This is a genomic window from Xenorhabdus kozodoii (genome assembly GCF_002632875.1).
Taxonomy (GTDB): domain Bacteria; phylum Pseudomonadota; class Gammaproteobacteria; order Enterobacterales; family Enterobacteriaceae; genus Xenorhabdus; species Xenorhabdus kozodoii.
The window spans coordinates 1-21497 of record NZ_NJCX01000020.1; the positions used below are offsets into that span (position 1 = coordinate 1).

The window sequence follows — 21497 nt, forward strand, 5'->3', positions numbered from 1 at the left end:
GAGGGCGCGTTTTTGTTCTGGTGTCAGATGAATTTTCATGGTCGTAAGCATGATCGGGTTTGGATAAAAAATCAAGCATCTTCAATGGCGATTGGTATAGATCCCAATTTGGATTGGTTTCGAGGGCATTTCCCCATTCAGCCACTTTTGCCGGGGGTGGCTCAGATCGATTGGGCCATGCACTATGCCCAAACCTTGCTGGCACCGGGGTGGTCTTTCTCTTCGATTGAAATGGTCAAATTCCAGTTACCCCTGCAACCAGACAATAAATTGCGATTGCACATCAAATGGGATGAAAAAAAACACCTTCTGCTCTTCCATTATGACTTAGAAGGCCAGACTGCAAGCCAGGGAAAAATAAAGCTATGTCGTTGAGCGTGAATACGATTACGCCATGTGTGGTGATCCCTTGTTATAACCATGGCACAACCCTGGCTGCGGTATTGGAAAGGTTATCCTCCTACCACCTCCACTGTTTTATCGTGGATGATGGCAGTGAACCCGATACTCAACATCGTCTTGAATATTTAGCAAAGTCTGTGCCTAACGTCACGCTTATCCGCCTGGCACATAATCAGGGCAAAGGGGGTGCAGTCATGGCAGGAATGCGGGCAGCCGCGAATTCAGGCTATAGCCATGCATTACAAGTTGATGCCGATGGCCAGCATTGCCTCAAAGATATCCCCTTGTTTTTGGCAAAAGCGCAGCAATATCCTGATCGCTTGATTTCCGGTAGCCCGAAGTATGACGCTTCCGTGCCAAAATCCCGCCTGTATGGACGCTTTATCACCCATTTCTGGGTTTGGGTGGAAACACTGTCTTTGTCCATCAAAGACAGTATGTGTGGTTTTCGTGTCTACCCCTTGGCACCTACGTTAAAACTGTTGGCTGACAAAGATGTTGGCCGGCGCATGGATTTTGATATTGAAATCATGGTTCGGCTTTATTGGCAGGGAACAGAAAGTGAATTTGTACCAACAACCGTCACTTATCCTGCAAATGGTCTATCCCATTTCGATGCTTTGAGGGATAACCTCAGCATTTCATGGATGCATACCCGCCTGTTTTTCGGCATGTTACCACGCATTCCTTCATTATTATGGCGTAAGCGATTGTGCCGCAATCAGCGTCATTGGTCAGATATCCAAGAACGCAAAGGGCTATGGGGCATGAAGTTGATGCTGGCGATCTATCGATGGTTAGGACGCAAACCTTTTGAATGGTTGCTCTACCCTGTTGTTGGCTATTTTTGGGCAACTGGCGGGACACAGCGTCAGGCTTCCAGCCAGTACCTTGGAAAACTGAAACAGACCTTACAACACAAAGGCATCGCTATTCCACCAGGCCTGAATAGTTATCGCCACTACCTGCGTTTTGGCAAGGCTATGTTGGATAAAATCGCCAGTTGGCGGGGTGATTTGAAGTGGGGAAAAGAGATTCAGTTTGCAGAAGGGGCCGAACAAACACTTTTGGATGGCGATGCGGGCGGGAAACTGCTGTTGGTTTCGCATTTAGGCGATATTGAAGTTTGCCGTGCACTGGTACAACAAACGGGAAAACAGACCATCAATGCACTGGTTTTTATTGAACATGCCCAGCGTTTCAAACAGATCATTGAAGAAATTTCACCCCAGGCGGGGATCAATTTATTGCCAGTAACGAATGTCGGTGCCGATACCGCTATCTTGCTAAAAGAAAAAATTGACGCGGGCGAATGGGTGGCAATCGTCGGTGATCGCATTGCCGTTAATCCCTCCAGAGGCAATACCCAACGGGTTGTATGGAGTCAATTTCTCGGTCATCTTGCTCCCTTTCCACAAGGACCGTTTATCCTTGCTTCCGTGCTGCGCTGCCCGGTGTTGTTGATGTTCGCACTTCGGCAGAATAACCAATTCAAAATTTATTGTGAGCATTTTGCCAATCCTCTGGAATTGCCACGTAAACAGAGAGAGCAGGCGTTACAGCAAGCCGTGGATCTCTACGCTTCCCGCCTGGAACATTATGCCCTGCAATCCCCGCTCGATTGGTTCAATTTTTTCGATTTTTGGCAATTACCGTCTGCCCGAACAAATAAGGAATAAAAAATGCTGACTGCTCCTCGTTTTACCGCCGAGGTTGAATTAACGGTGCCATTTCATGATGCTGATCCAATGGGCGTTGTTTGGCATGGAAATTACTTTCGCTATTTTGAAATTGCCCGTGAGGCACTGATGAGCCAACTCAATTATGGTTATCGAGAAATGAGTGAATCCGGCTATGTTTGGCCGGTCGTTGACGCCAAAATCAAGTACCGTGCCCCAGTGTTCTTTGAACAAAAAATACGTGTCAAAGCCACTATCGAAGAGTTTGAAAACCGCCTGAAAATTGCTTACCAGATTTTTAATGCCGCAAGTGGCGAAAAAACAACTGTCGGCTACACCATTCAGGTTGCTGTTGCTAAGGAAACACAGGAAATGCACTTTGTCAGCCCAGACATTCTATTCGAACGTATGGGGGTCAAGTCATGAAAAAATGGCGTTGGATATTGGTGTTTTTGACAACAAGTTTCATGACAATCAATAACATGGCATATGCCATTACCCTTGATGATTTACAACAGCGGTTTGCTCACCAGCCCGTTGTACGGGCAAATTTCACACAAATTCGGCAAATCCAGGGCATGCCTCAACCCCTGTCTTCCCGTGGTCAAATGCTGGTTTCACAGCATAAAGGGCTATGGTGGAATCAGCAAAAACCGTTTCCACTGACACTGTTACTGGATGACAACCATATGGTACAAGTCATGTCGGGGCAAGCACCTCAAGTGATTACCGCTGATTCCAATCCACAACTGTTTCAGTTCAATCACTTGATGCGGGCATTGTTTCAGGCCGATCGCACTGTACTGGAAGAAAACTTCAAAATCGAATTCAACGATCTTGGGCAGGAAAAGTGGCGCCTGATACTGACCCCAAAAACGTCTCCGTTGGATAAACTTTTCACGGCGATTACTTTGCATGGTCAAACTCACCTTGATGCTATTTTACTGACTGATCGTCAAGGTGATCGCACAGAACTCTCCTTTGCCCAACACCAATTAACACCAGAGACGCTGAGCTATGAAGAAGAGCAATACTTCAAATTCTGATCCACGTCTGCTGGCACCTCTTTGGCTGTTAACATTCACTGTCCTACTGATATTGCTGGCAGTCTTGTTACCTCAATCCCGCCTGTCTACCAGTGTATTGGCGCTATTGCCGACACAAAGTGCGGGTGACATGCCACCCGCCTTGCAAGAAGAATTCATGCAGCGTCTTGATCGCCAATTGGTGTGGATGGTCAGTCCGGGGGAAAAAGAAGATACTGCCCCTGCCCAATACTGGCTAGAACACTTGCAAAAAACCCCGTTCATGACCAATGTCAAAGGGCCAATGACAGCAGAGCAGCAACAAGCATGGGGACGTTTTTACTATGAACACCGTAATGCGATGCTCGATCCTGCCACTCGTGACAGATTGAAAGGTGATGGCAATCAGCAAGCAAATTGGATCTTGTCTCAAGTCTACTCTGCCTTTTCCGGTGTCAGTGGGCAGGAACTGAATAATGACCCTTTGATGCTGGTCAGAGGCTCACAACTCGCTCTCCAGCAAACATCCAGCCAATTAAGGCTTCAAGATGGGTGGTTAGTGGCGAGAGATAATTCTGGAAGAAGTTGGTACTTACTTCACGGGGAGCTAAAAAGCGCTTCCTTTGATATGCAGCAAGGCCATCATGCTATCACTGAGCTGAATAAATTGCAGCAGTCTCTGGCAGCTCAATTTCCTGCTACCCAAGTGATGTCACGGGGTACCCTATTTTACAGTAATTACGCCACCCAGCAGGCGAAACACGATATTTCAACATTGGGCAGTGCCACCGTTCTCGGTGTATTACTCCTCATCTACACGGTTTTTCGTTCCCTGAAACCTTTGTTGCTGTGTGTTCTCTCCATCAGTATCGGCGCTTTGGCCGGAACGGTGGTGACTTTAGGGATTTTTGGCGAACTTCATTTCATGACGCTGGTGATGAGCATCAGTATCATCGGTATTTCCGCTGATTACGCCATTTACTATCTAACAGAACGGATGGTACATGGTCAGGAAATGACGCCGTGGCAAAGTATGCAAAAAGTCTTGCCTGCCTTATTAATGGCATTGGCGACAACGGTCATTGCCTACCTGATCATGATATTTGCGCCTTTTCCTGGCCTACGCCAATTAGCGGTATTTGCGGCCGCAGGATTAACCGCTTCCTGTTTGACGGTCGTCTGTTGGTATCCCCGACTGGTTAAAAACCTGCCTGTGCGCCCCATTCCGGCAATGATCATGTTAATGCGTTGGCTGGCGTTATGGAGAAACCATTGGCTGTTTTATATGGGGTTACCTGCGATGTTGGCAGTCTTTGCACTACTGGGAATTTCCCGTTTGCAGATCAATGATGACATTGCCCAATTACAGGCTCTGCCACAAGATATCCATCAACAGGAAAAACACATTGCCGCGTTAACCGGACAACGAAGTGATCAAAAATGGTTCGTTATTTACGGCGATAATGCAGAACAAACATTGCAACGATTGGAATCCTTCATTCCAAAATTAGATGCAGAAAAGCAACAAGGTAATATCAGCCATTACCAACGGTTCCCTCTCTCTTCTCTTGCCCAGCAACACCGGGATCTTACGCTAATCAAAGCCGTCTCTCCCAATATCATGTCTTGTCTGGCAGAAGCGGGATTGACAATAAAACAGCCTGATATTCACCCTATGACGGTTACGCCAACTGACTGGCTTGGCAGTATAGTCAGTGAGGGCTGGCGTTTGATGTGGATAACCTTGCCAAATGGTCACAGTGGCGTCCTCCTCCCGGTCAATGGCGTTAAAGACAGTGTATTGATGCGCCAATTGGCCGAAAAACAGGAAGGAGTCAGTTGGGTTGATCGCAAGCTGGCTTTTGATGAGATGTTTCAATTTTATCGAACCCTACTTGGCTGGCTGTTGGCAGGTTCAATCATGCTAATCGCCATCAGCTACATAGCACGATTTGGCTTGCGTCGTGGCGTTATCAGCCTATTACCATCACTATTGTCCCTTGGCTGTGGATTGGCTGTTCTCGGTTTTAGTGGCCACAGCCTGAACTTATTTTCAATATTAGCCCTGGTTCTGGTGCTGGGTATTGGCATCAACTACACCCTGTTTTTCAGCAATCCCCGTGGTACTCCGCTGACTTCTCTATTGGCGATCAGCGTAGCCATGTGTACTTCATTGCTCACACTAGGCATGTTGATGTTCAGTCGCACTCAGGCAATCAGTAGTTTTGGTATCGTATTATGCAGCGGGATCTTCACGGCTTTCCTGCTATCACCACTGGCAATACCTAAACGCCAAAAAAGGAAAAAGTCCTCGTGATGCGGTTATTCATCCTATCGCTGACCTGCCTGCTGGCAGCTTGTACAAATGCGCCACAAAACGGCACCCCCACTGCGTGGCTGAAACCCGGTGTACGTGTTTCATTGCCAGAGCCAACCATAACGCCGGCCATCAATGAACAACAACTGTTAACCGCCACCGTAAAAGGTAAGCAGCAATCCTTGATTGTGCTGCTTGACGCGAATGAGCAACACCTGTCACTCGCTGGATTATCTTCGCTAGGTATTCGGTTGTTCAAATTAGATTACGACAAAAATGGCGTGCATACCGAACAATCCATTCTCTTGCCGGAACTCCCCCCCGCCAGTCAAGTCTTGGCCGATATTATGTTCAGTTACTGGCCGGTCTCCGCTTGGCAGAGCCAACTGCCTGATGGCTGGAGGCTCAAAGATAGCGGTAATCTCCGCCAACTGCATGACAAAAAAGGGAAATTAATCACAGAAATTCATTATGATCCCCAACATGGCAAACGACGCCCGATTCGCGTTCAGCAATTCGTTTTTGGTTATGACATCGCTATTCAGCATCTGGAAAAGTAAGACATGATTTATATTTCTGCCGTGGGTATGCTCAATGCGTTAGGCAATAATGTGGATGAGATTGCGCATAACCTTGTGCGCCATCAAGCACCAGGCATGTATGAGCGTTCAGGCTGGTTACAACCTGACAAAACCTGCTGTCTGGGAGGTGTTGACGGTGAATTACCCGTCATTCCTGACAGCCTATTTCAGCACAACAGCCGTAATAATCGCTTGTTAATGGCTGCCTTGATGCAAATAAAACCACAAGTGGACGAAGCCATCATTCGCTATGGGCGGGAACGCATTGCCGTGATTATGGGAACCAGCACTTCTGGTCTCGAAGAAGGTGATCAGCATGTCAGCCACACCATTCATCAACAACCCGATGAGCATTACCACTATTACCAACAAGAATTGGGCGATCCTTCCCGTTTCCTTGCCAGTTATTTGGGTATTGATGGGCCTGCATTTACCCTCTCTACAGCCTGTTCATCCAGTTCACGGGCGATTATCAGCGGCCAACGCCTGATTGAAATGGATCTCGTGGATGTCGCCATTGTGGGTGGCGCGGACACATTAAGCCGTATGCCAATCAATGGATTCAATAGCCTGGAGTCCATTTCTCCCACTTTGTGTGAACCCTTTTGTGAAAATCGCCAAGGCATTACCATTGGGGAAGCCGCAACATTGCTGCTGCTAACGCGAGAACCCCAGCCGATAGCCTTACTCGGCGTAGGAGAATCCAGTGATGCATGGCATATGTCAGCCCCTCATCCCGAAGGGAAAGGGGCCATTGAAGCTATCAATATGGCATTGGGAAATGCCGGACTCGCCCCAGCCGACGTCGGTTATATTAACCTGCATGGAACGGGCACGAAATTGAACGACCAGATGGAATCGAGGGTTATCAATCAGATTTTTGGTGAAAATACGCCATGCAGCTCGACTAAATATTTAACCGGCCATACCCTTGGCGCCGCAGGTGCTTGCGAAGCCGGACTTTGCTGGTTACTGCTAACACGTCACTTATCGCTGCCTGCTCAGGATTTTTCACGCTCAGGCATCGATACCTCTCTGCCGGCCTGCGGTTTGCTAACCCAATCACAACCGCTGAAAAAACCGACAGTCATGTCAAATTCTTTTGCCTTTGGTGGCAACAATACCAGCCTGATATTGGGAGCAGAATAATGTCTAACTGTTTATCCGTAGATTATTTACCTATAGATCGTTATCTCCCGCATGCAACCCCGATGGTGTTACTGGAAAAAGTGATCAACGTATCCAGTCACCATGTCCATTGTCAGGTCACGGTCAGCCAAGATGGTATCCTCTCGCCTTTTCTCAATGAAGAAGGCCATCTGCCGGGTTGGTTTGCCATTGAAATCATGGCCCAGACGATTGGGGTCTGGTCTGGCTGGCACCGCAGGGAAAGAAAAGAGGACGATTCCGCACTGGGGATGTTATTGGGGGGTCGTGCAGTACGGTGCCGGATCCCCGCGTTCACATCGGGTAGTGTATTGGATATTCAGATGAATTTATTACTGCAAGATGAAAAATTTGGCAGTTTTGACGGTGAAATCAGTTGCAATGGCACTGTGCAGGTGACCGGCCGCCTGAACACCTACCAACCTGACAAAACAGACCTCATACAACTAATCAATAAACAGGATGGAGTAGCATAATGCGTTCAGTTCTAGTGACCGGTGCCAGCAAAGGGATTGGCAGGGCGATTGCCTGCCGACTGGCGGCAGAGGGTTTTACTATCATCGTGCATTACCACCGCGATGCGAAAGGCGCGGAAAAGACACTGGAACACATTCAGGCAAGCGGAAGCCATGGCCGTATACTGAATTTTGATGTTTCGGATCGATCTACTTGCCGTGAAATATTGGCAAAAGACATCGAAACTCACGGCGCTTACTATGGCATCGTCTGCAATGCAGGGATTGCCAAAGATGGTGCTTTCCCAGCACTGGACGGTAATGACTGGGACAGTGTCATTCATACCAATTTGGATAGCTTCTACAATGTCATCCATCCTTGCATCATGCCGATGATCGGTTTACGTCAAGGAGGGCGCATCATCACCTTATCATCCGTATCGGGTTTAATGGGTAACCGAGGACAAGTCAATTACAGTGCTGCTAAAGCAGGGATTATCGGTGCCACAAAAGCGCTGGCAATCGAATTAGCGAAAAGAAAAATCACCGTGAACTGTATTGCCCCCGGTCTGATTGAGACAGACATGATCCAAATGGAAGCCGCCGCTTTGAAAGAAGCGATGAATATGATCCCAATAAAACGAATGGGACACGTTGATGAAGTTGCGGGGCTTGCCAGCTACCTGATGTCTGATATTGCAGGATATGTCACCCGTCAAGTTATCTCAATCAACGGAGGGATGCTATGAACCACAATGCTCTATTCCATCAGAACATGCCACGCAGGGTCGTCATTACAGGAATGGGGGGGATTACCGCATTGGGGCACAATTGGCAATCTGTTTCCGCGGGATTGAAAACGGCCACTAATGCCGTCCAACAGATGCCAGCATGGGCAGAATATGATGGGCTTAATACCCACCTTGGGGCACCCATTACGGATTTTATTTTACCTGAACATTATACCCGCAAACGCATTCGTTCTATGGGGCGAGTTTCCCTGATGTCAACGCGCGCCACAGAGCTGGCCTTAGAGATGGCAGGTTTGCTCGATGATCCAATACTGACCAATGGGGCAACAGGTATTGCCTATGGCTCTTCTACAGGCAGCACTAAACCCGTCAGCGACTTTGCAACTATGCTGACTGAAAAGCACACCAATAACATCACAGGCACAACCTATGTGCAAATGATGCCCCATACCACTGCCGTCAACACCGGTCTGTTCTTTGGACTACGCGGCAGAGTGATCCCAACCTCAAGTGCCTGTACATCGGGTAGTCAGGCGATTGGGTATGCGTGGGAAGCTATCCGCCACGGCTATCAAACCGTCATGGTGGCAGGTGGGGCTGAAGAGTTGTGTCCATCCGAAGCGGCAGTATTTGATACGTTGTTCGCCACCAGCCAGAAAAATGAAGCACCAAAGAGTACGCCTTCTCCATTTGATGTTAACCGCGATGGTCTGGTGATTGGTGAAGGTGCAGGCACATTGATCCTTGAAGAATTGGAACATGCCAAAGCGCGTGGAGCCAAGATTTATGGTGAAATAATCGGATTTGCCACTAACTGTGACGCATCCCACATCACCCAGCCAAAATCCGAAACCATGCAGATATGCATTGAAATGGCACTGAAGTCAGCCGGCTTACAACCCGCCGATATCGGTTATATTAGTGCCCACGGTACGGCAACCGATCGGGGAGACGTGGCAGAAAGCCAAGCTACGGCTCATATTTTTGGCAACCAAGCCCCTATCTCTTCACTAAAAAGTTATTTCGGCCATACTCTGGGGGCTTGCGGTGCCCTTGAAGCATGGCTAAGCCTGGCAATGATGAACGAAGGGTGGTTTGCCCCCACGATCAATCTCAACGAGATTGATCCCGCTTGTGGTGAGTTGGATTACATTATGCACCAGCCCCGTAAAATCCAAACCGAGTTTATCCAAAGCAATAACTTTGCCTTTGGTGGCATCAATACCTCGATTGTGATCCGCCGTTGGGCTTAATGATAGGAACGTGAGGTCACTATTATGGTGGCCTTTTGTCTAAAAATTCATGGGCGGATCTGCTCATATATGCCATACAAAACATCATTAATAGCTTACGAATGCAATAAGATATTGCGAATGACTTAATTCTGATATAGCAAAATCAACATAACTCTTTCGAAAATCTAAGCTATAGCCCATCTCGTGTTATGCCTTGTCATCTTAGGTTTAGATATTATGTCATATTAATATGATTCTGCTATATCATCCAACCATCGATTCAGATCTAAATTAAGACACCTCCCTTATATTTTACTAATAGAAATAACCACTTGACCAAAGTAATTAACGATTATTTTTAACATCAAAACAACCATTCAATATTTTTACTTAATTTTCTTTTTGGTGTTTTATAATAATAGGCTTCATTACGTAACTTTTATTTATGTTTTGCCAACGATAATTAAGTTACAAATGAAGCCTTATAGATAAAATAAAGTATTGTCAGTTAAGGACTGGTATATTATTCCCAATAACCGCCCCCTCCGATTGTCGCTGATATAGAACCCAATCCGATTCCGTCAAACTGTGCAGCTTTATCTATGGGATAATGTAAAAAACTCAAACTCATAGTCACTGGTGTTATCACTGCAACAAAACTTGTTTCTTCCTGATAAAAGGTATCAAGATCATCCATACCAATATAAAATGTACCGGAAAAGTCCCCTTTTCCCACAAATCCGATCCCCCCGGCGCTTCCGTAAAAAGTTTTCAAACCCTCAACTTCCAGAGTGAGTTTAAAATAAAAAAAATAGCTCGTTAAACTCAAATGAGCATTATAAGATTTTAACTCGGATTTCTGTGGATTGGCAATTAAATCATCGGGCACTACCTTTTTGTGTTTTAACAAATTTACTGTTGATTCATTTAAAGAATCGATAATTTTCAGTCCCTTTGAAACAATCAAAGAAGATTCTGATTCAGTGAATTTTTTAGTCATAACTTCCCCCGGCTTTATAAATCGAGAAAGATTAATTTAAAACTTAAAATTTGCTCTGATTATATGTAAAACAGAATAGCAATTAAGTCATATTTAATATAAAAACAAACATTGTTACTTTTCATTACGATATCCCATAGTCCTCCTGGTTCTCAGTTTATTAAAAAACATTTATCAATACCTAATAACCTTCAAGAAAAAAATGTAGTTAGCTTTTATTTATAATAAAAGCATAGTACAAATCTAGATGTTTTCAACATGAAATTAATATTAGTGAAATGAATCGCAATCTCACTGATGCATCAGGCTTCTTTCAGCGCCAATCACGCCCCCCTTTTTCCATAAATCTTTTCATTCATGAGTATCAGTTTTTCTCGTTGTATCTCTTTGTGAGAAAGGGCTATAGTCCGCACCACTCAAGGTCATTGAGTGAATTCCACTGCTTAAATCACAAGATATATTCCAGTCCTTGGCATATGTCGTGGCCGCCATTCGGCAAAACCTTGATGAAAAGCAGCGCATTTCTGGCTGATATTTTTATGTGGAGACGACAGTAGTGAAACTGCTGCGCAAGAATGACAGTGCATTTGTACCTGTCGCCGGCTTGACTGTTTTTGCCATTGCTTCTGGTTACCTGATGAGCTTAATTCCCCTGTCGATGGCAAGTTTCAGCATTGATACGGTTTATGCCAGTTGGTTAGCCAGCGCTTATTATGCCGGTCTATTAATCGGTTCAATGATGATTGAGCCGGTTATCGCCAAGATAGGTCACCGTCTTTCATTTGTTGTCTTTTTATTGCTTTTATCAGCGACCGTCATGATATTGCCTTTTTTTCCAGATAAAGAAATTTGGTTACTGGTACGGTGTATTGCCGGCGTGGCCGTCGCGGGTGTCTTTGTTGTCGTCGAGTCCTGGCTACTGATTGGCGACAATCCCAAAGAGCGCGCCAAGCGCCTGAGTTTTTATATGACTTCTCTTTACGGTGGCACAACGTTAGGCCAGTTATTGATTGGGCCGATTGGCACTCAGGGGATGATCCCTTTTATGGTGATTTCGGCACTCCTGTTTGTCGCGATTTTGCCGCCATTATTTGTGCGTCATGGACAGCCTCCTGCCCTCCACCACCAAAGTCTGTCGCTGAAAAAAATCACCGAATTCAGTAAACCTGCGATCGTTGGCTGTATGACATCGGGTATTGTTATGGGCACTATCTATGGTTTGATGCCCTTATCTCTAAGCCAAAGTCATTTCAGTGCCGATCAAGTCGGTGTATTGATGGCAGCGATTATTTTGGGCGGAATGGCCATACAACCGATTATCAGCAAGCTGTCTGTCATCGTGAGCAAAACTTTTCTATTGGCAATGGCTTCACTATTGGGGGTCTTCGCTATCGGAATGGCCTATCTCTTTGAGCATTACATCGTCATGATAGTGGCACTGGCTCTTTTGGGCATGTCCTCTTTTGCGCTGTACCCGATTGCGATCACCCTGGCTTGTGACAAGCTGGATGCGTCCTATATCGTAGCCGCAAGCCAAGTTATGTTGTTAAGCTACAGTATTGGTTCTGCCATTGGGCCACTGGTAGCAGGGCATTTTATGCGACAACACTACTTTAAAGCTCAGCATAATGGGCTGATGAGTTTCTTTTTCATTGCCTTATTAGCTACTGCGATTTATATGCTGCTGGTGAGTTTGTCCCGCAAAGATCGTGTATTGGCAAGCTAGCGATGAAATAATCTGAGCTTATATGAAAGTGCCGCAAGTTGCGGCACTTTTTTATTTTAGGTCGATTCTTTTTAGCTCGATTTATATACCAAATATGAAAACATTTATTCATAACGAACTATGCTGAATTATTGCACTTTCTTATTTTTACTTTAAGATAGCCGGAAAAATATCCGATCTGAAACCAAAAACAACAAAAATATAAAGGTATTAAATGCAAATACAGCAAGCCACCAACGCTGATTTTTCGGCACTGATTCAAATCTGGGAAGCTTCCGTACTTGCCACTCATGATTTCTTGCCAAAGATGATGATTGAGGTGCTACGTCCGCAGATCCTTAACGATTATTTGCCCAATCTCACTGTTTATAAGGCTGTCGATGAGCAAAATAATATCGTGGGATTTATCAGTACGGATCAACATCGAGTAGAGATGCTGTTTATTGCGCCGCAGGCGCGAGGAACAGGGATCGGTAAGATGTTACTGCAATTTGCCATTAGTCATTTGCAAATTAACGAGTTGGATGTAAACGAACAAAATACACAAGGCGTTGGTTTCTACCAACATATGGGATTTCAGGTATTTTCCCGTTCAGAGATTGATGGGCAAGGGAACCCATTTCCGCTATTACATATGAAGTTAGCTTGAAAAGCTTAGCTTGTTAAAAATCGTGCTGTGGTTTTCTAAATAATGGATCACAAAACTATTCTGCAATAATCTATTCTCCTTTTACGGAATGCTCACAAAAAGAACAATACATAAACATTACAAATACACAAATAGAAGCATCATTCAAAAAAATAGAATTAAATCAGAATCAGTGTTGTTTTATGACGATAAAAGTCATAATTCAAATAAGATTTTTCAACACAAAAAAAATAAATAAATTTAAAGTAATGGCATGTTTTGTAAACGTTTAGGCAGAACTTGATAAATCAATGATATAATGGAGGCCGTATATGCCTGCCACCTTTCAAGTTGCAACTTTGCTGGCTACGTCCACCCCCTTTAGTCACATGGTCATAAACATAGCGTTCGTTATGCTTTTGTCACCGTGCTACAACTTGAAATTCAGTGGGTATGAATATTTTTACTTTTTTGAGTTTGAGCATTAATGACTTATTTACAACAACCTACCTCTTCAGGAATGAAGCTGTTTGCTAATCTTATCGGAAAACGGATTATTCCAGGGGAATACTGGCATTCATCCAGCAACCGAACTAAATTTGCCCTGCGCAGCCTCCTGACTCCCGTTTCTACACTGAAACTGTTGGATGGCCTCGCCAGAACGTCTCACCATTTGGATATATTGAAAAAGCAACCCAGTTTGCCTTGCAAATTACATCGCCCATACTTAAGCATTAATTTTAAACGTAAACAGATTGTTGGTGCTTTGAATGAACATTATCAATTATTATTCAAACAATTAGAGCCTGCCGTTATTAGTAAGATTTATGATATTGATGCTTATCTGCTGGCAACTATTCAAGGCAAAAATGAAACATTTCTGATATATATTGATTCACTGGATAATCTGAATAAAGAAGGTGAACTCTCTTTATATATTACGACCGCAGAAAATGTCATTCTGGCTAAGTGTGCATTCACTTTATTAATGGTTGATGGCAAACAAACCCTGTTTATTGGAGTATTGCAAGGGCCAACTAAGGGGGACAATGCGCTGGAGATTATCCGCCATGCCACGAAAGAGTGTTATGGGTTATTCCCCAAGCGCCTGTTGATTGAAGCTATTTGCCGTTTTGCCGAGCATATGAATTGTCAGCAGATCTTGGCAGTCAGTAATGAGACTCACATCTACCGCAGCATCCGTTATTGGCATAAAAAGAAAAATCAGATGGTCGCTGATTATAACGCCTTCTGGGAATCGCTCAGTGGTGTCAGAAAGGAAAATAACGACTTCCACTTGCCATCAGCCATAGAAAGAAAATCGTTGGATGAGATCCCCAGTAAAAAACGCGCCGAATATCGCCGTCGCTATCAATTACTGGACGCGCTGGAAAACGATATCAAAACATCCCTTAAAGCCGCCTGATTTCCTGCCAGAAATAAATACCCATTGGGTACTCAACGTGGCTTCGTCATTAACCATGTAAGATGCGTTTTAATGACGAGCCATTCATTGAGAAGAATGCTATAAACACAGGTATCCCTTATCGAACCCTCTTTGGCTCGCAAGTGATGACGCAAAATACCATCGAGCTTGGCTCCCAATCGCTCGATCGCCCTGCGGCTTTGCTGATTTAAAAAATGGGTACGCAGTTCCACCGCGACACATTCCAGCTCCTCAAATGCATACTGCAACAATAGAAATTTGGCTTCCGTATTTATTGCCGTACGTTGAACAGAATGCGCATACCATGTAGAACCAATTTCCAATCTGGGAGTGTTCGCATCAATATTCATATAGGTTGTCATGCCAACAGCCATCCCCGTAACATTGTTGATGACAGTAAACGGTAACATGCTACCTTTAGCATGCAGGGACAAACGACGTTCGATTTCCCTCTGGACATTGACGGGATCAGGCACATTGGCATACCACAGTTTATGTAACTGCCCATCCTCAATAGCACGAACAAATTCATCATGTCTGTCATGTGACAAAGGTAGTAAAGTCACATGTTTTCCGGTTAACGTCACCCAATCGGTTATTTTTCCCATAGTGATATCCCCTTAAACCCTTTTATACCCGTCGCCTTTCAAGAAGCGCCTGATATCTCCCGCGCAGCGGGGAAATACCAATACTGACACTGATATTTATTCAGACTCCCTTAGTCCTCGTGGCGCGAGGGCTAAGGGAGTCTCCTACGATATTAAATTTTTATTTAATTCCGCCACTATTATTCATCATCATGAAAGAATTTATTGATAGTAGGCACGATTAAAAACCCACGACAATCGTAAACACGGGGGGATTTGTCGCTTCAATGGATCTGCATTAAGCTGCCATTGATACTCTATTTTATGATATTTGTCACAATCAATTAACAAAGTGGTTCCAATAATGCCGGAACTGTCTAAATTTGATCATCATCTCATCCGACCACTTGGCTGTTTAGCATCATACAGAAAATAACAATATCTCTTGAGCCACCAAATATTTGATGGAGAATGCAATGAGCAATTACCCTCACCTGCTTGCACCGCTGGATTTGGGTTTTACCACGCTAAAAAACCGTGTATTGATGGGTTCAATGCATACGGGGCTTGAAGAACATCCTGACGGTGCCCAACGTTTGGCACAATTTTATGCAGAACGGGCGGCGGGCGGCGTCGCATTGATTGTGACGGGCGGTATCGCACCAAACCCACAGGGCGTTGTTGCAGCAGGGGCGAGCGTCCTGAATAGTGAAGAGCACCTCCCCCACCACAAGCCCATTACTCAGGCTGTACATCAGGCTGGAGGAAAGATTGCTTTGCAAATCCTGCATGCCGGACGCTACAGCTATCAGAAAAACGCCGTCGCACCTTCAGCCATTCAAGCCCCCATTAACCCCTTTATGCCGAAAGCCATGTCTGGGGAGGAGATCCAGCAGACCATCAAGGATTTTGCCCGCTGTGCCCAACTGGCTCAACTTGCAGGCTACGATGGGGTGGAAATCATGGGTTCAGAGGGTTATCTCATCAATCAGTTTTTGGTCACACGTACCAATCATCGACAGGACGAATGGGGGGGAACTTTCGCAAACCGCATGCGCTTTGCCGTAGAAATTGTCAAGGCTGTCCGCGCGATGACCGGAAAGCGTTTTATCATCATCTACCGCCTTTCCATGTTGGATTTAGTGGAAGATGGCTCCAACTGGCAAGAGATAGAACAACTGGCACTGGAGATTGAAAAAGCAGGGGCATCCATCATCAACACCGGCATCGGCTGGCATGAAGCGCGTATTCCCACCATTGCCACGATGGTGCCCAGAGGTGGATTTAGCTGGGTGACACAAAAATTAATGGGAAAAGTCAGTATCCCTTTAATTACCACCAACCGCATCAATAGTCCTCAGATTGCCGAACAAATTCTCAGTGAAGGCTGCGCCGATATGGTTTCTATGGCGCGGCCGTTTCTCGCTGATGCCGAATTTGTATTGAAAGCCGAGCAGGATCGTGCTGATGAAATCAATACCTGCATAGGCTGTAACCAAGCCTGTCTGGACAGGATCTTTGTCGGCAAGCTGACCTCTTGTCTGGTCAATCCTCGCGCCTGCCATGAGACAGAATTCATTACTACCCCTGCAAAGGCGCCCAAAACTATCGCGGTTATCGGTGCCGGCCCTGCGGGGCTATCCTTTGCAGTCACGGCAGCCAGCCGGGGACACCATGTCACGCTGTTTGAACGGGAAAACCAAATTGGCGGGCAGTTTAATATTGCCAAACAGATCCCTGGTAAAGAAGAATTCCATGAAACCTTACGCTATTTTGAACGCCAATTGGCACTAAACGGTGTTGAAGTCCGCCTCAACCACACTGCCACCGCCGACCAACTTTCCTCGTTTGATGAAGTGGTTATTGCAACCGGGATCAGGCCACGCATTCCCAATATTGACGGCATTGAACATAAAAAAGTGCTGACTTACCTTGATGTCTTGAAACATAAACGGCAAGTCGGAAAACGTATCGCGATTATCGGCGCCGGAGGCATTGGTTTTGATACCGCTGAATACCTGAGCCAAAGTGGGCAAAGCACCAGCCTGAGCAGCCACGCGTTTAGCCATGAATGGGGAATTGATCGGACAGTTATGCACAGGGGAGGATTACAGCCAGAAGGTGCACAAGTTGAGCGTTCCCCGCGTAAAATTTATCTGCTGCAACGCAAAGATTCCAAAGTCGGGGATGGCCTGGGAAAAACCACCGGTTGGGTACATAAAACCAGCCTGTTAATGCGGGGCGTCACGATGTTAAACAGCGTTCAATATTTGAAGATTGATGATCAAGGCTTGCATATCCGTCGTGGCGATGAACAACAGTGTCTTGAAGTGGATAATGTGATTATTTGCGCAGGACAGGAGCCGTTGAAAGCACTCTACCAGTCGTTACAGGCCATCGGAAAAAATGTGCATGTTATTGGTGGAGCAGATATTGCCGCCGAATTAGATGCGCGCAGGGCAATTGATCAAGGAACCCGATTGGCGCTTAAGGTGTGATAAGTAGCGCCATCCCTAAAAGCAAGAACGGTGATCAACGCATTATCACCGTTCTTATTCCAACTATTCTTCATTCCAACCCATGCTCAACGCTACGCCAGCCTGTCAGCCGTGGTACGAGCCTCTTCGGCCTGACAAGCAGCGGCAGTAAACAGCACATCGGTGGAGGAGTTCAGACCTGTCTCAGCCGAATCTTGCAATACGCCAATGATAAAGCCCACAGCAACAACCTGCATGGCAATTTCATTGGAAATACCAAACATGCTGCATGCCAGCGGGATCAACAATAATGAGCCGCCGGCAACGCCTGATGATCCACATGCTGCAATGACAGAAACAACACTCAGCAATATCGCATTAGGAATATCCACGGTCATTCCCAGCGTATTTGCCGCAGCTAGCGTCAATACCGTAATCGTTACTGCCGCACCTGCCATATTGATAGTTGCTCCCAAGGGAATGGAAACAGAGTAAGTATCTTCATCAAGGTTCATACGGCGGCACATTGCCATGTTCACCGGAATATTGGCCGCTGAACTACGGGTAAAGAACGCCGTGACGCCACTTTCGCGCAAGCAAGCAAAAACCAGGGGATAAGGATTACGGCGAATTTTCCAGTAGACAATCAGTGGATTGACAATCAATGCAACGATAATCATGCAACCAATGAGCACCGTTAACAGGTGAGCATAACCGAACAAGGTTTTAAAACCGGTCGTCGCAATCGTTGAAGAGACCAGACCAAAAATACCGATAGGTGCCAGACGAATAACAACACGGACGAGTTGTGTCACCGCCCCGGACAGGTCTTGGATCACAGCCTTCGTCGATTCATTGGCATGGCGTAAAGCAATACCCAAACTAATTGACCATGCCAAGATCCCAACATAATTTCCTTTCAATATTGCATCAATTGGGTTTGCAACAATATTGAGCAGTAACCCCCTCAGCACTTGAATAATATTTTCCGGTGGTGACACTTGCACGTCATTCACCACCAGAGCCAATGTTGATGGGAACAACAAACTGCCAATGACAGCCACAACAGCAGCGCAAAATGTCCCTATCAGATACAAGACTAAAATGGGGCGAATATTGGTTTTCTGGCCTTTCTTGTGATTTGCTATCGAAGACATCACCAATACCCACACCAAAACAGGCGCTACCGCTTTCAATGCCCCGACAAAAAGTGTCCCCAAAAATTCAACTGATTTAGCCGCGGAGGGTAATAGCCATGCCAGTAATATCCCTAATATTAACCCGATCAGAATTTGTTTTACTAGGCTTCCTTGTGTAAGATACTGCACGAAACCTATCTGTTGTTTTTTCATAATCTACCCATTTGATATTTTTTGTGCCTTAAGCCTGATGTTTTCTGGTATTTGCTTTCCCAATAAAAGAAATTAAGAGGACAGCAAAGTGTAATTTGTTGCAATATACAGACAACCCAACAATTGATAACAATTTAGTTACATTTGTGTGATCGAAATGGCAATTTTCCCACCGAAATATACCCTCGGGTATTCATAAGGTAATAGTCACCACCCAAAAATAATAAATTAACCTATTAATTCAATTAATTACTAAAAACTGGCTTTTGGGAATGAATCCAGATGACTTCTCTCAGACGGATTGTATGGAGAGGTTATTTTTTGCTATCAATCAATGGAAATAGCGGAGTTAACTGATAAAAGAGATAAATTTAGCTCGTTCATATAATAAATGACTTATTAATGCGATTTTTGAAAAACTTCATCGAACGATTAATCAATGGATATATCTGAATGATATTGACTTTCACATTTAGGTAAATGTTCAATTGATCGGCAAAATTTTCTGTCTCGATCCTACTGATTTTGTTAAAGTGTGCCAGTCGATCTTTATGCCATCTTGAAGGGATTTCGAGATCATTTTATGACAACTGAGATTAATTACTTTGTGATTACAAAGCATTCAATAGAAATTAACCATAAATGCCCATAAAAGTAAGATGTCATCCTTAATCCGTATTTTAGGAACATTTGATGGAAATTGTAACAGACCTTATTTATGCACTTTGGCACCAAGATTACGAAACGCTGGCTAATCCGTCGTTGGCATGGGTAATCTACCTGATCCTCTTTACTATCCTGTTTCTGGAAAACGGGGTATTGCCCGCGGCTTTTTTACCCGGTGATAGCCTGCTGATATTAGTCGGTGTCTTAATTGCAAAAGAGGCGATGAGTTTTCCTGTCACATTAGCCGTCCTCACTGCCGGAGCCAGCCTTGGCTGCTGGATTGGATATCTTCAGGGAAGGTGGCTTGGCAATACAAAACTCGTTCAGGGTTGGCTGTCACACCTTCCTGCCCATTACCATCAACGCGCACATAACTTATTCCATCGTCATGGCTTATCCGCCTTGCTAATCGGCCGTTTCCTGGCTTTTGTCAGAACATTGTTGCCAACATTAGCGGGTCTGGCGGGACTCAAAAGTGGGCGTTTTCAGCTATTCAATTGGCTAAGCGGCTTTATATGGGTGGTTATCCTAACAACATTGGGTTATGCCCTTGGTAAAAGCCCCCTGTTCCGCCAGTATGAAGAATACCTGATGAATTTTCTGGTGCTGTTACCTGTAGGTCTATTGCTCATTGGTCTAATTGGAAGCCTGACTGTCATTTGGCGCAAAAAGCATGCTAACAAAACGCCATCGTAATGCTTTGGTTTTTCCCTGTGGTATGGCAGCGAAATATACCGCAGGGATCGCCCCCTCGTTCATCTTACCTTGTCTGTTCAGCCTCTCTATTTAGCCATCCTTGAACGATATTTAAGACTCATTTGCAATATATTGTGACAATTTTTCACCTATTTATACTTTCATCTCTTGATAAAAGCGTCTATGGTTGAAATTCATCCATCGTATATTTAAGGAGACAGGCCATGCCACAAAAGAAAAACTCTGACGATCTACGAGCTGAATTACAATCCCTTGCAGATACGTTAGAAGAGGTTCTCAACAGCGCCAGTGACAAGCCAAAGGCAGAGCTGGAAAAACTACGCAGCAAGGCAGAAAGAACCCTGAACAATGCGCGCACTACGCTCAGTGAAGCCAGCGATAAGCTGGTCGGTCAAACCAAAGAAATCGCAGATCATGCGGATAGTTATGTTCGTGAAAATCCGTGGATCGGTGTCGGTATAGGTGCAGCCATTGGCGTTGTATTGGGAGTTCTGCTTTCAAGGCGCTAACATGACTCAATCTTCCCATTCGAAAGGCCCAGGAAAAGGGCTTTTTAATACGGTACGGCGAGTCGCCGCAATGGTTGTTCATATGGTTGAAACCCGTATCCAACTCGTTGCGGTTGAGTTGGAAGAAGGGATTGCCACCCTGATACAACTGCTACTACTGGTAGGGCTGACGTTATTATTTGCAGGCTTTGGCCTGATGAGCCTATTGGTACTGGTATTCTGGGTCATCGATCCGGCCTATCGAATAACGGCAATGGTCATCACTGTCGGAATACTACTGCTTCTCGCCGTAATGAGTGCCATCTGGACAATAAGAAAGGCGCAAAAACTGACCATCCTTAATGCAACCAGAGAGCAATTGAGTATTGACCGCAACAGGCTGGAAGATGATCCTCATGAATAAGTCAGGCTATCAACAGCGAAAATGGCGCAAGCAGCAGCTATTAAAAGAGATCCAGCAGCAACGGCAGCAACTGGCTGCATATGGCAGGAACTGGCTTGCAGTGATACAACCCTATGATAAGGGCTGGCAAGCCCTTTCCGCTTTCAAGCCTTATATCGCTGTGGGTTCTGGCCTCGTCCTGCTTTATGGATTACGCCATCCCAAGCCGTTTTATCGCTGGTCACGCCGTATCATCAACATATTGGGGATCATGAAAATGGTACGGAATACACTCTATAAAAATGAGTTACCCTAATTCCCTATAGACATAACGATAAGTCGCCTTGCCGGATTACGCATCGATCTCTTATTCAAACCTTCCCTGTATGCCAC

21 protein-coding genes are annotated in these 21497 nt (G+C 45.2%); 18 read left to right on the forward strand and 3 right to left on the reverse strand.

Features of this window, described 5'->3' with window-relative positions; all coding sequences use genetic code 11:
* The first annotated feature begins 84 nt into the window (after positions 1-84).
* Genes Xkoz_RS13560 through Xkoz_RS13605 form a run of 10 tightly spaced genes read left to right on the forward strand, consistent with a single transcriptional unit; the run spans position 85 to position 9631 of the window.
* On the forward strand, positions 85-375 hold the full coding sequence (locus Xkoz_RS13560; protein ID WP_141554423.1) for an ApeI family dehydratase: 291 nt from the start codon (positions 85-87) through the stop codon (positions 373-375).
* Positions 366-2081 carry a glycosyltransferase family 2 protein gene (locus tag Xkoz_RS13565; RefSeq protein ID WP_099142671.1) on the forward strand — a complete coding sequence of 572 codons (1716 nt, stop codon included), beginning with the start codon at positions 366-368 and terminating at the stop codon, positions 2079-2081. The genes Xkoz_RS13560 and Xkoz_RS13565 overlap by 10 nt, the downstream gene beginning before the upstream one ends.
* Positions 2082-2084: 3 nt before the next feature.
* Positions 2085-2507, forward strand: a complete 423-nt coding sequence (locus Xkoz_RS13570; RefSeq protein WP_099142672.1) for an acyl-CoA thioesterase — start codon at positions 2085-2087, stop codon at positions 2505-2507.
* A 17-nt stretch (positions 2508-2524) separates the two neighbouring features.
* Positions 2525-3127 carry an outer membrane lipoprotein carrier protein LolA gene (locus Xkoz_RS13575; protein WP_422646064.1) on the forward strand — a complete coding sequence of 201 codons (603 nt, stop codon included), beginning with the start codon at positions 2525-2527 and terminating at the stop codon, positions 3125-3127.
* A complete protein-coding gene (locus tag Xkoz_RS13580; protein ID WP_141554422.1) occupies positions 3099-5423 on the forward strand; it encodes an MMPL family transporter in 2325 nt (774 codons plus the stop codon). The genes Xkoz_RS13575 and Xkoz_RS13580 overlap by 29 nt, the downstream gene beginning before the upstream one ends.
* Positions 5423-5983 (forward strand): DUF3261 domain-containing protein, encoded by a 561-nt coding sequence (locus Xkoz_RS13585; protein ID WP_099142674.1) that lies wholly within the window; start codon positions 5423-5425, stop codon positions 5981-5983. Before Xkoz_RS13580 ends, Xkoz_RS13585 begins: the two co-directional genes overlap by 1 nt.
* A gap of 3 nt (positions 5984-5986) precedes the next feature.
* The gene (locus tag Xkoz_RS13590) at positions 5987-7153 is read left to right on the forward strand and encodes a beta-ketoacyl-[acyl-carrier-protein] synthase family protein (RefSeq protein WP_099142675.1); all 1167 of its coding nucleotides are present in this window, start codon (positions 5987-5989) and stop codon (positions 7151-7153) included.
* Positions 7153-7647, forward strand: a complete 495-nt coding sequence (locus tag Xkoz_RS13595; protein WP_099142676.1) for a hotdog family protein — start codon at positions 7153-7155, stop codon at positions 7645-7647. Before Xkoz_RS13590 ends, Xkoz_RS13595 begins: the two co-directional genes overlap by 1 nt.
* The gene (locus Xkoz_RS13600; protein ID WP_099142677.1) at positions 7644-8375 is read left to right on the forward strand and encodes a 3-ketoacyl-ACP reductase FabG2; all 732 of its coding nucleotides are present in this window, start codon (positions 7644-7646) and stop codon (positions 8373-8375) included. Before Xkoz_RS13595 ends, Xkoz_RS13600 begins: the two co-directional genes overlap by 4 nt.
* A 26-nt stretch (positions 8376-8401) precedes the next feature.
* Entirely contained in the window at positions 8402-9631 is a 1230-nt protein-coding gene (locus tag Xkoz_RS13605) for a beta-ketoacyl-ACP synthase (protein WP_099142752.1), read from the forward strand.
* Between the two features lie 505 nt (positions 9632-10136).
* Here Xkoz_RS13605 and Xkoz_RS13610 read toward each other — a convergent pair.
* Positions 10137-10613: a VapA/VapB family virulence-associated protein gene (locus Xkoz_RS13610; RefSeq protein WP_099142678.1), complete on the reverse strand. Its 477-nt coding sequence runs from the start codon at positions 10611-10613 to the stop codon at positions 10137-10139.
* A 556-nt stretch (positions 10614-11169) separates the two neighbouring features.
* Here Xkoz_RS13610 and Xkoz_RS13615 point away from each other — a divergent pair.
* The 3 genes from Xkoz_RS13615 to Xkoz_RS13625 all read left to right on the forward strand — a co-directional run bounded on the left by Xkoz_RS13615 (position 11170) and on the right by Xkoz_RS13625 (position 14393).
* Positions 11170-12339 carry an MFS transporter gene (locus Xkoz_RS13615; protein ID WP_099142679.1) on the forward strand — a complete coding sequence of 390 codons (1170 nt, stop codon included), beginning with the start codon at positions 11170-11172 and terminating at the stop codon, positions 12337-12339.
* A 214-nt stretch (positions 12340-12553) separates the two neighbouring features.
* Positions 12554-12988, forward strand: a complete 435-nt coding sequence (locus Xkoz_RS13620) for an acetyltransferase (RefSeq protein ID WP_099142680.1) — start codon at positions 12554-12556, stop codon at positions 12986-12988.
* A gap of 466 nt (positions 12989-13454) precedes the next feature.
* Entirely contained in the window at positions 13455-14393 is a 939-nt protein-coding gene (locus tag Xkoz_RS13625) for a VirK/YbjX family protein (protein WP_099142681.1), read from the forward strand.
* Positions 14394-14425: 32 nt separating this feature from the next.
* Here the strand turns inward: Xkoz_RS13625 and Xkoz_RS13630 are convergent, their stop codons facing one another.
* On the reverse strand, positions 14426-15022 hold the full coding sequence (locus Xkoz_RS13630; protein WP_099142682.1) for a GNAT family N-acetyltransferase: 597 nt from the start codon (positions 15020-15022) through the stop codon (positions 14426-14428).
* Positions 15023-15477: 455 nt separating this feature from the next.
* On the opposite strand from Xkoz_RS13630, the gene Xkoz_RS13635 reads away from it, so the two are divergent.
* On the forward strand, positions 15478-17499 hold the full coding sequence (locus tag Xkoz_RS13635) for an NADPH-dependent 2,4-dienoyl-CoA reductase (protein WP_099142683.1): 2022 nt from the start codon (positions 15478-15480) through the stop codon (positions 17497-17499).
* Positions 17500-17591: 92 nt separating this feature from the next.
* Here the strand turns inward: Xkoz_RS13635 and sstT are convergent, their stop codons facing one another.
* Positions 17592-18830, reverse strand: a complete 1239-nt coding sequence (sstT, locus tag Xkoz_RS13640; protein ID WP_099142684.1) for a serine/threonine transporter SstT — start codon at positions 18828-18830, stop codon at positions 17592-17594.
* Between the two features lie 693 nt (positions 18831-19523).
* On the opposite strand from sstT, the gene Xkoz_RS13645 reads away from it, so the two are divergent.
* The 4 genes from Xkoz_RS13645 to Xkoz_RS13660 all read left to right on the forward strand — a co-directional run bounded on the left by Xkoz_RS13645 (position 19524) and on the right by Xkoz_RS13660 (position 21420).
* Positions 19524-20192 carry a DedA family protein gene (locus Xkoz_RS13645; protein ID WP_099142685.1) on the forward strand — a complete coding sequence of 223 codons (669 nt, stop codon included), beginning with the start codon at positions 19524-19526 and terminating at the stop codon, positions 20190-20192.
* A gap of 224 nt (positions 20193-20416) precedes the next feature.
* The gene (locus Xkoz_RS13650) at positions 20417-20722 is read left to right on the forward strand and encodes an ElaB/YgaM/YqjD family protein (protein ID WP_099142686.1); all 306 of its coding nucleotides are present in this window, start codon (positions 20417-20419) and stop codon (positions 20720-20722) included.
* Position 20723: 1 nt separating this feature from the next.
* Positions 20724-21125 carry a phage holin family protein gene (locus Xkoz_RS13655; protein WP_099142687.1) on the forward strand — a complete coding sequence of 134 codons (402 nt, stop codon included), beginning with the start codon at positions 20724-20726 and terminating at the stop codon, positions 21123-21125.
* Positions 21118-21420 (forward strand): YqjK-like family protein, encoded by a 303-nt coding sequence (locus tag Xkoz_RS13660; protein WP_099142688.1) that lies wholly within the window; start codon positions 21118-21120, stop codon positions 21418-21420. Before Xkoz_RS13655 ends, Xkoz_RS13660 begins: the two co-directional genes overlap by 8 nt.
* Positions 21421-21497 lie beyond the last annotated feature (77 nt).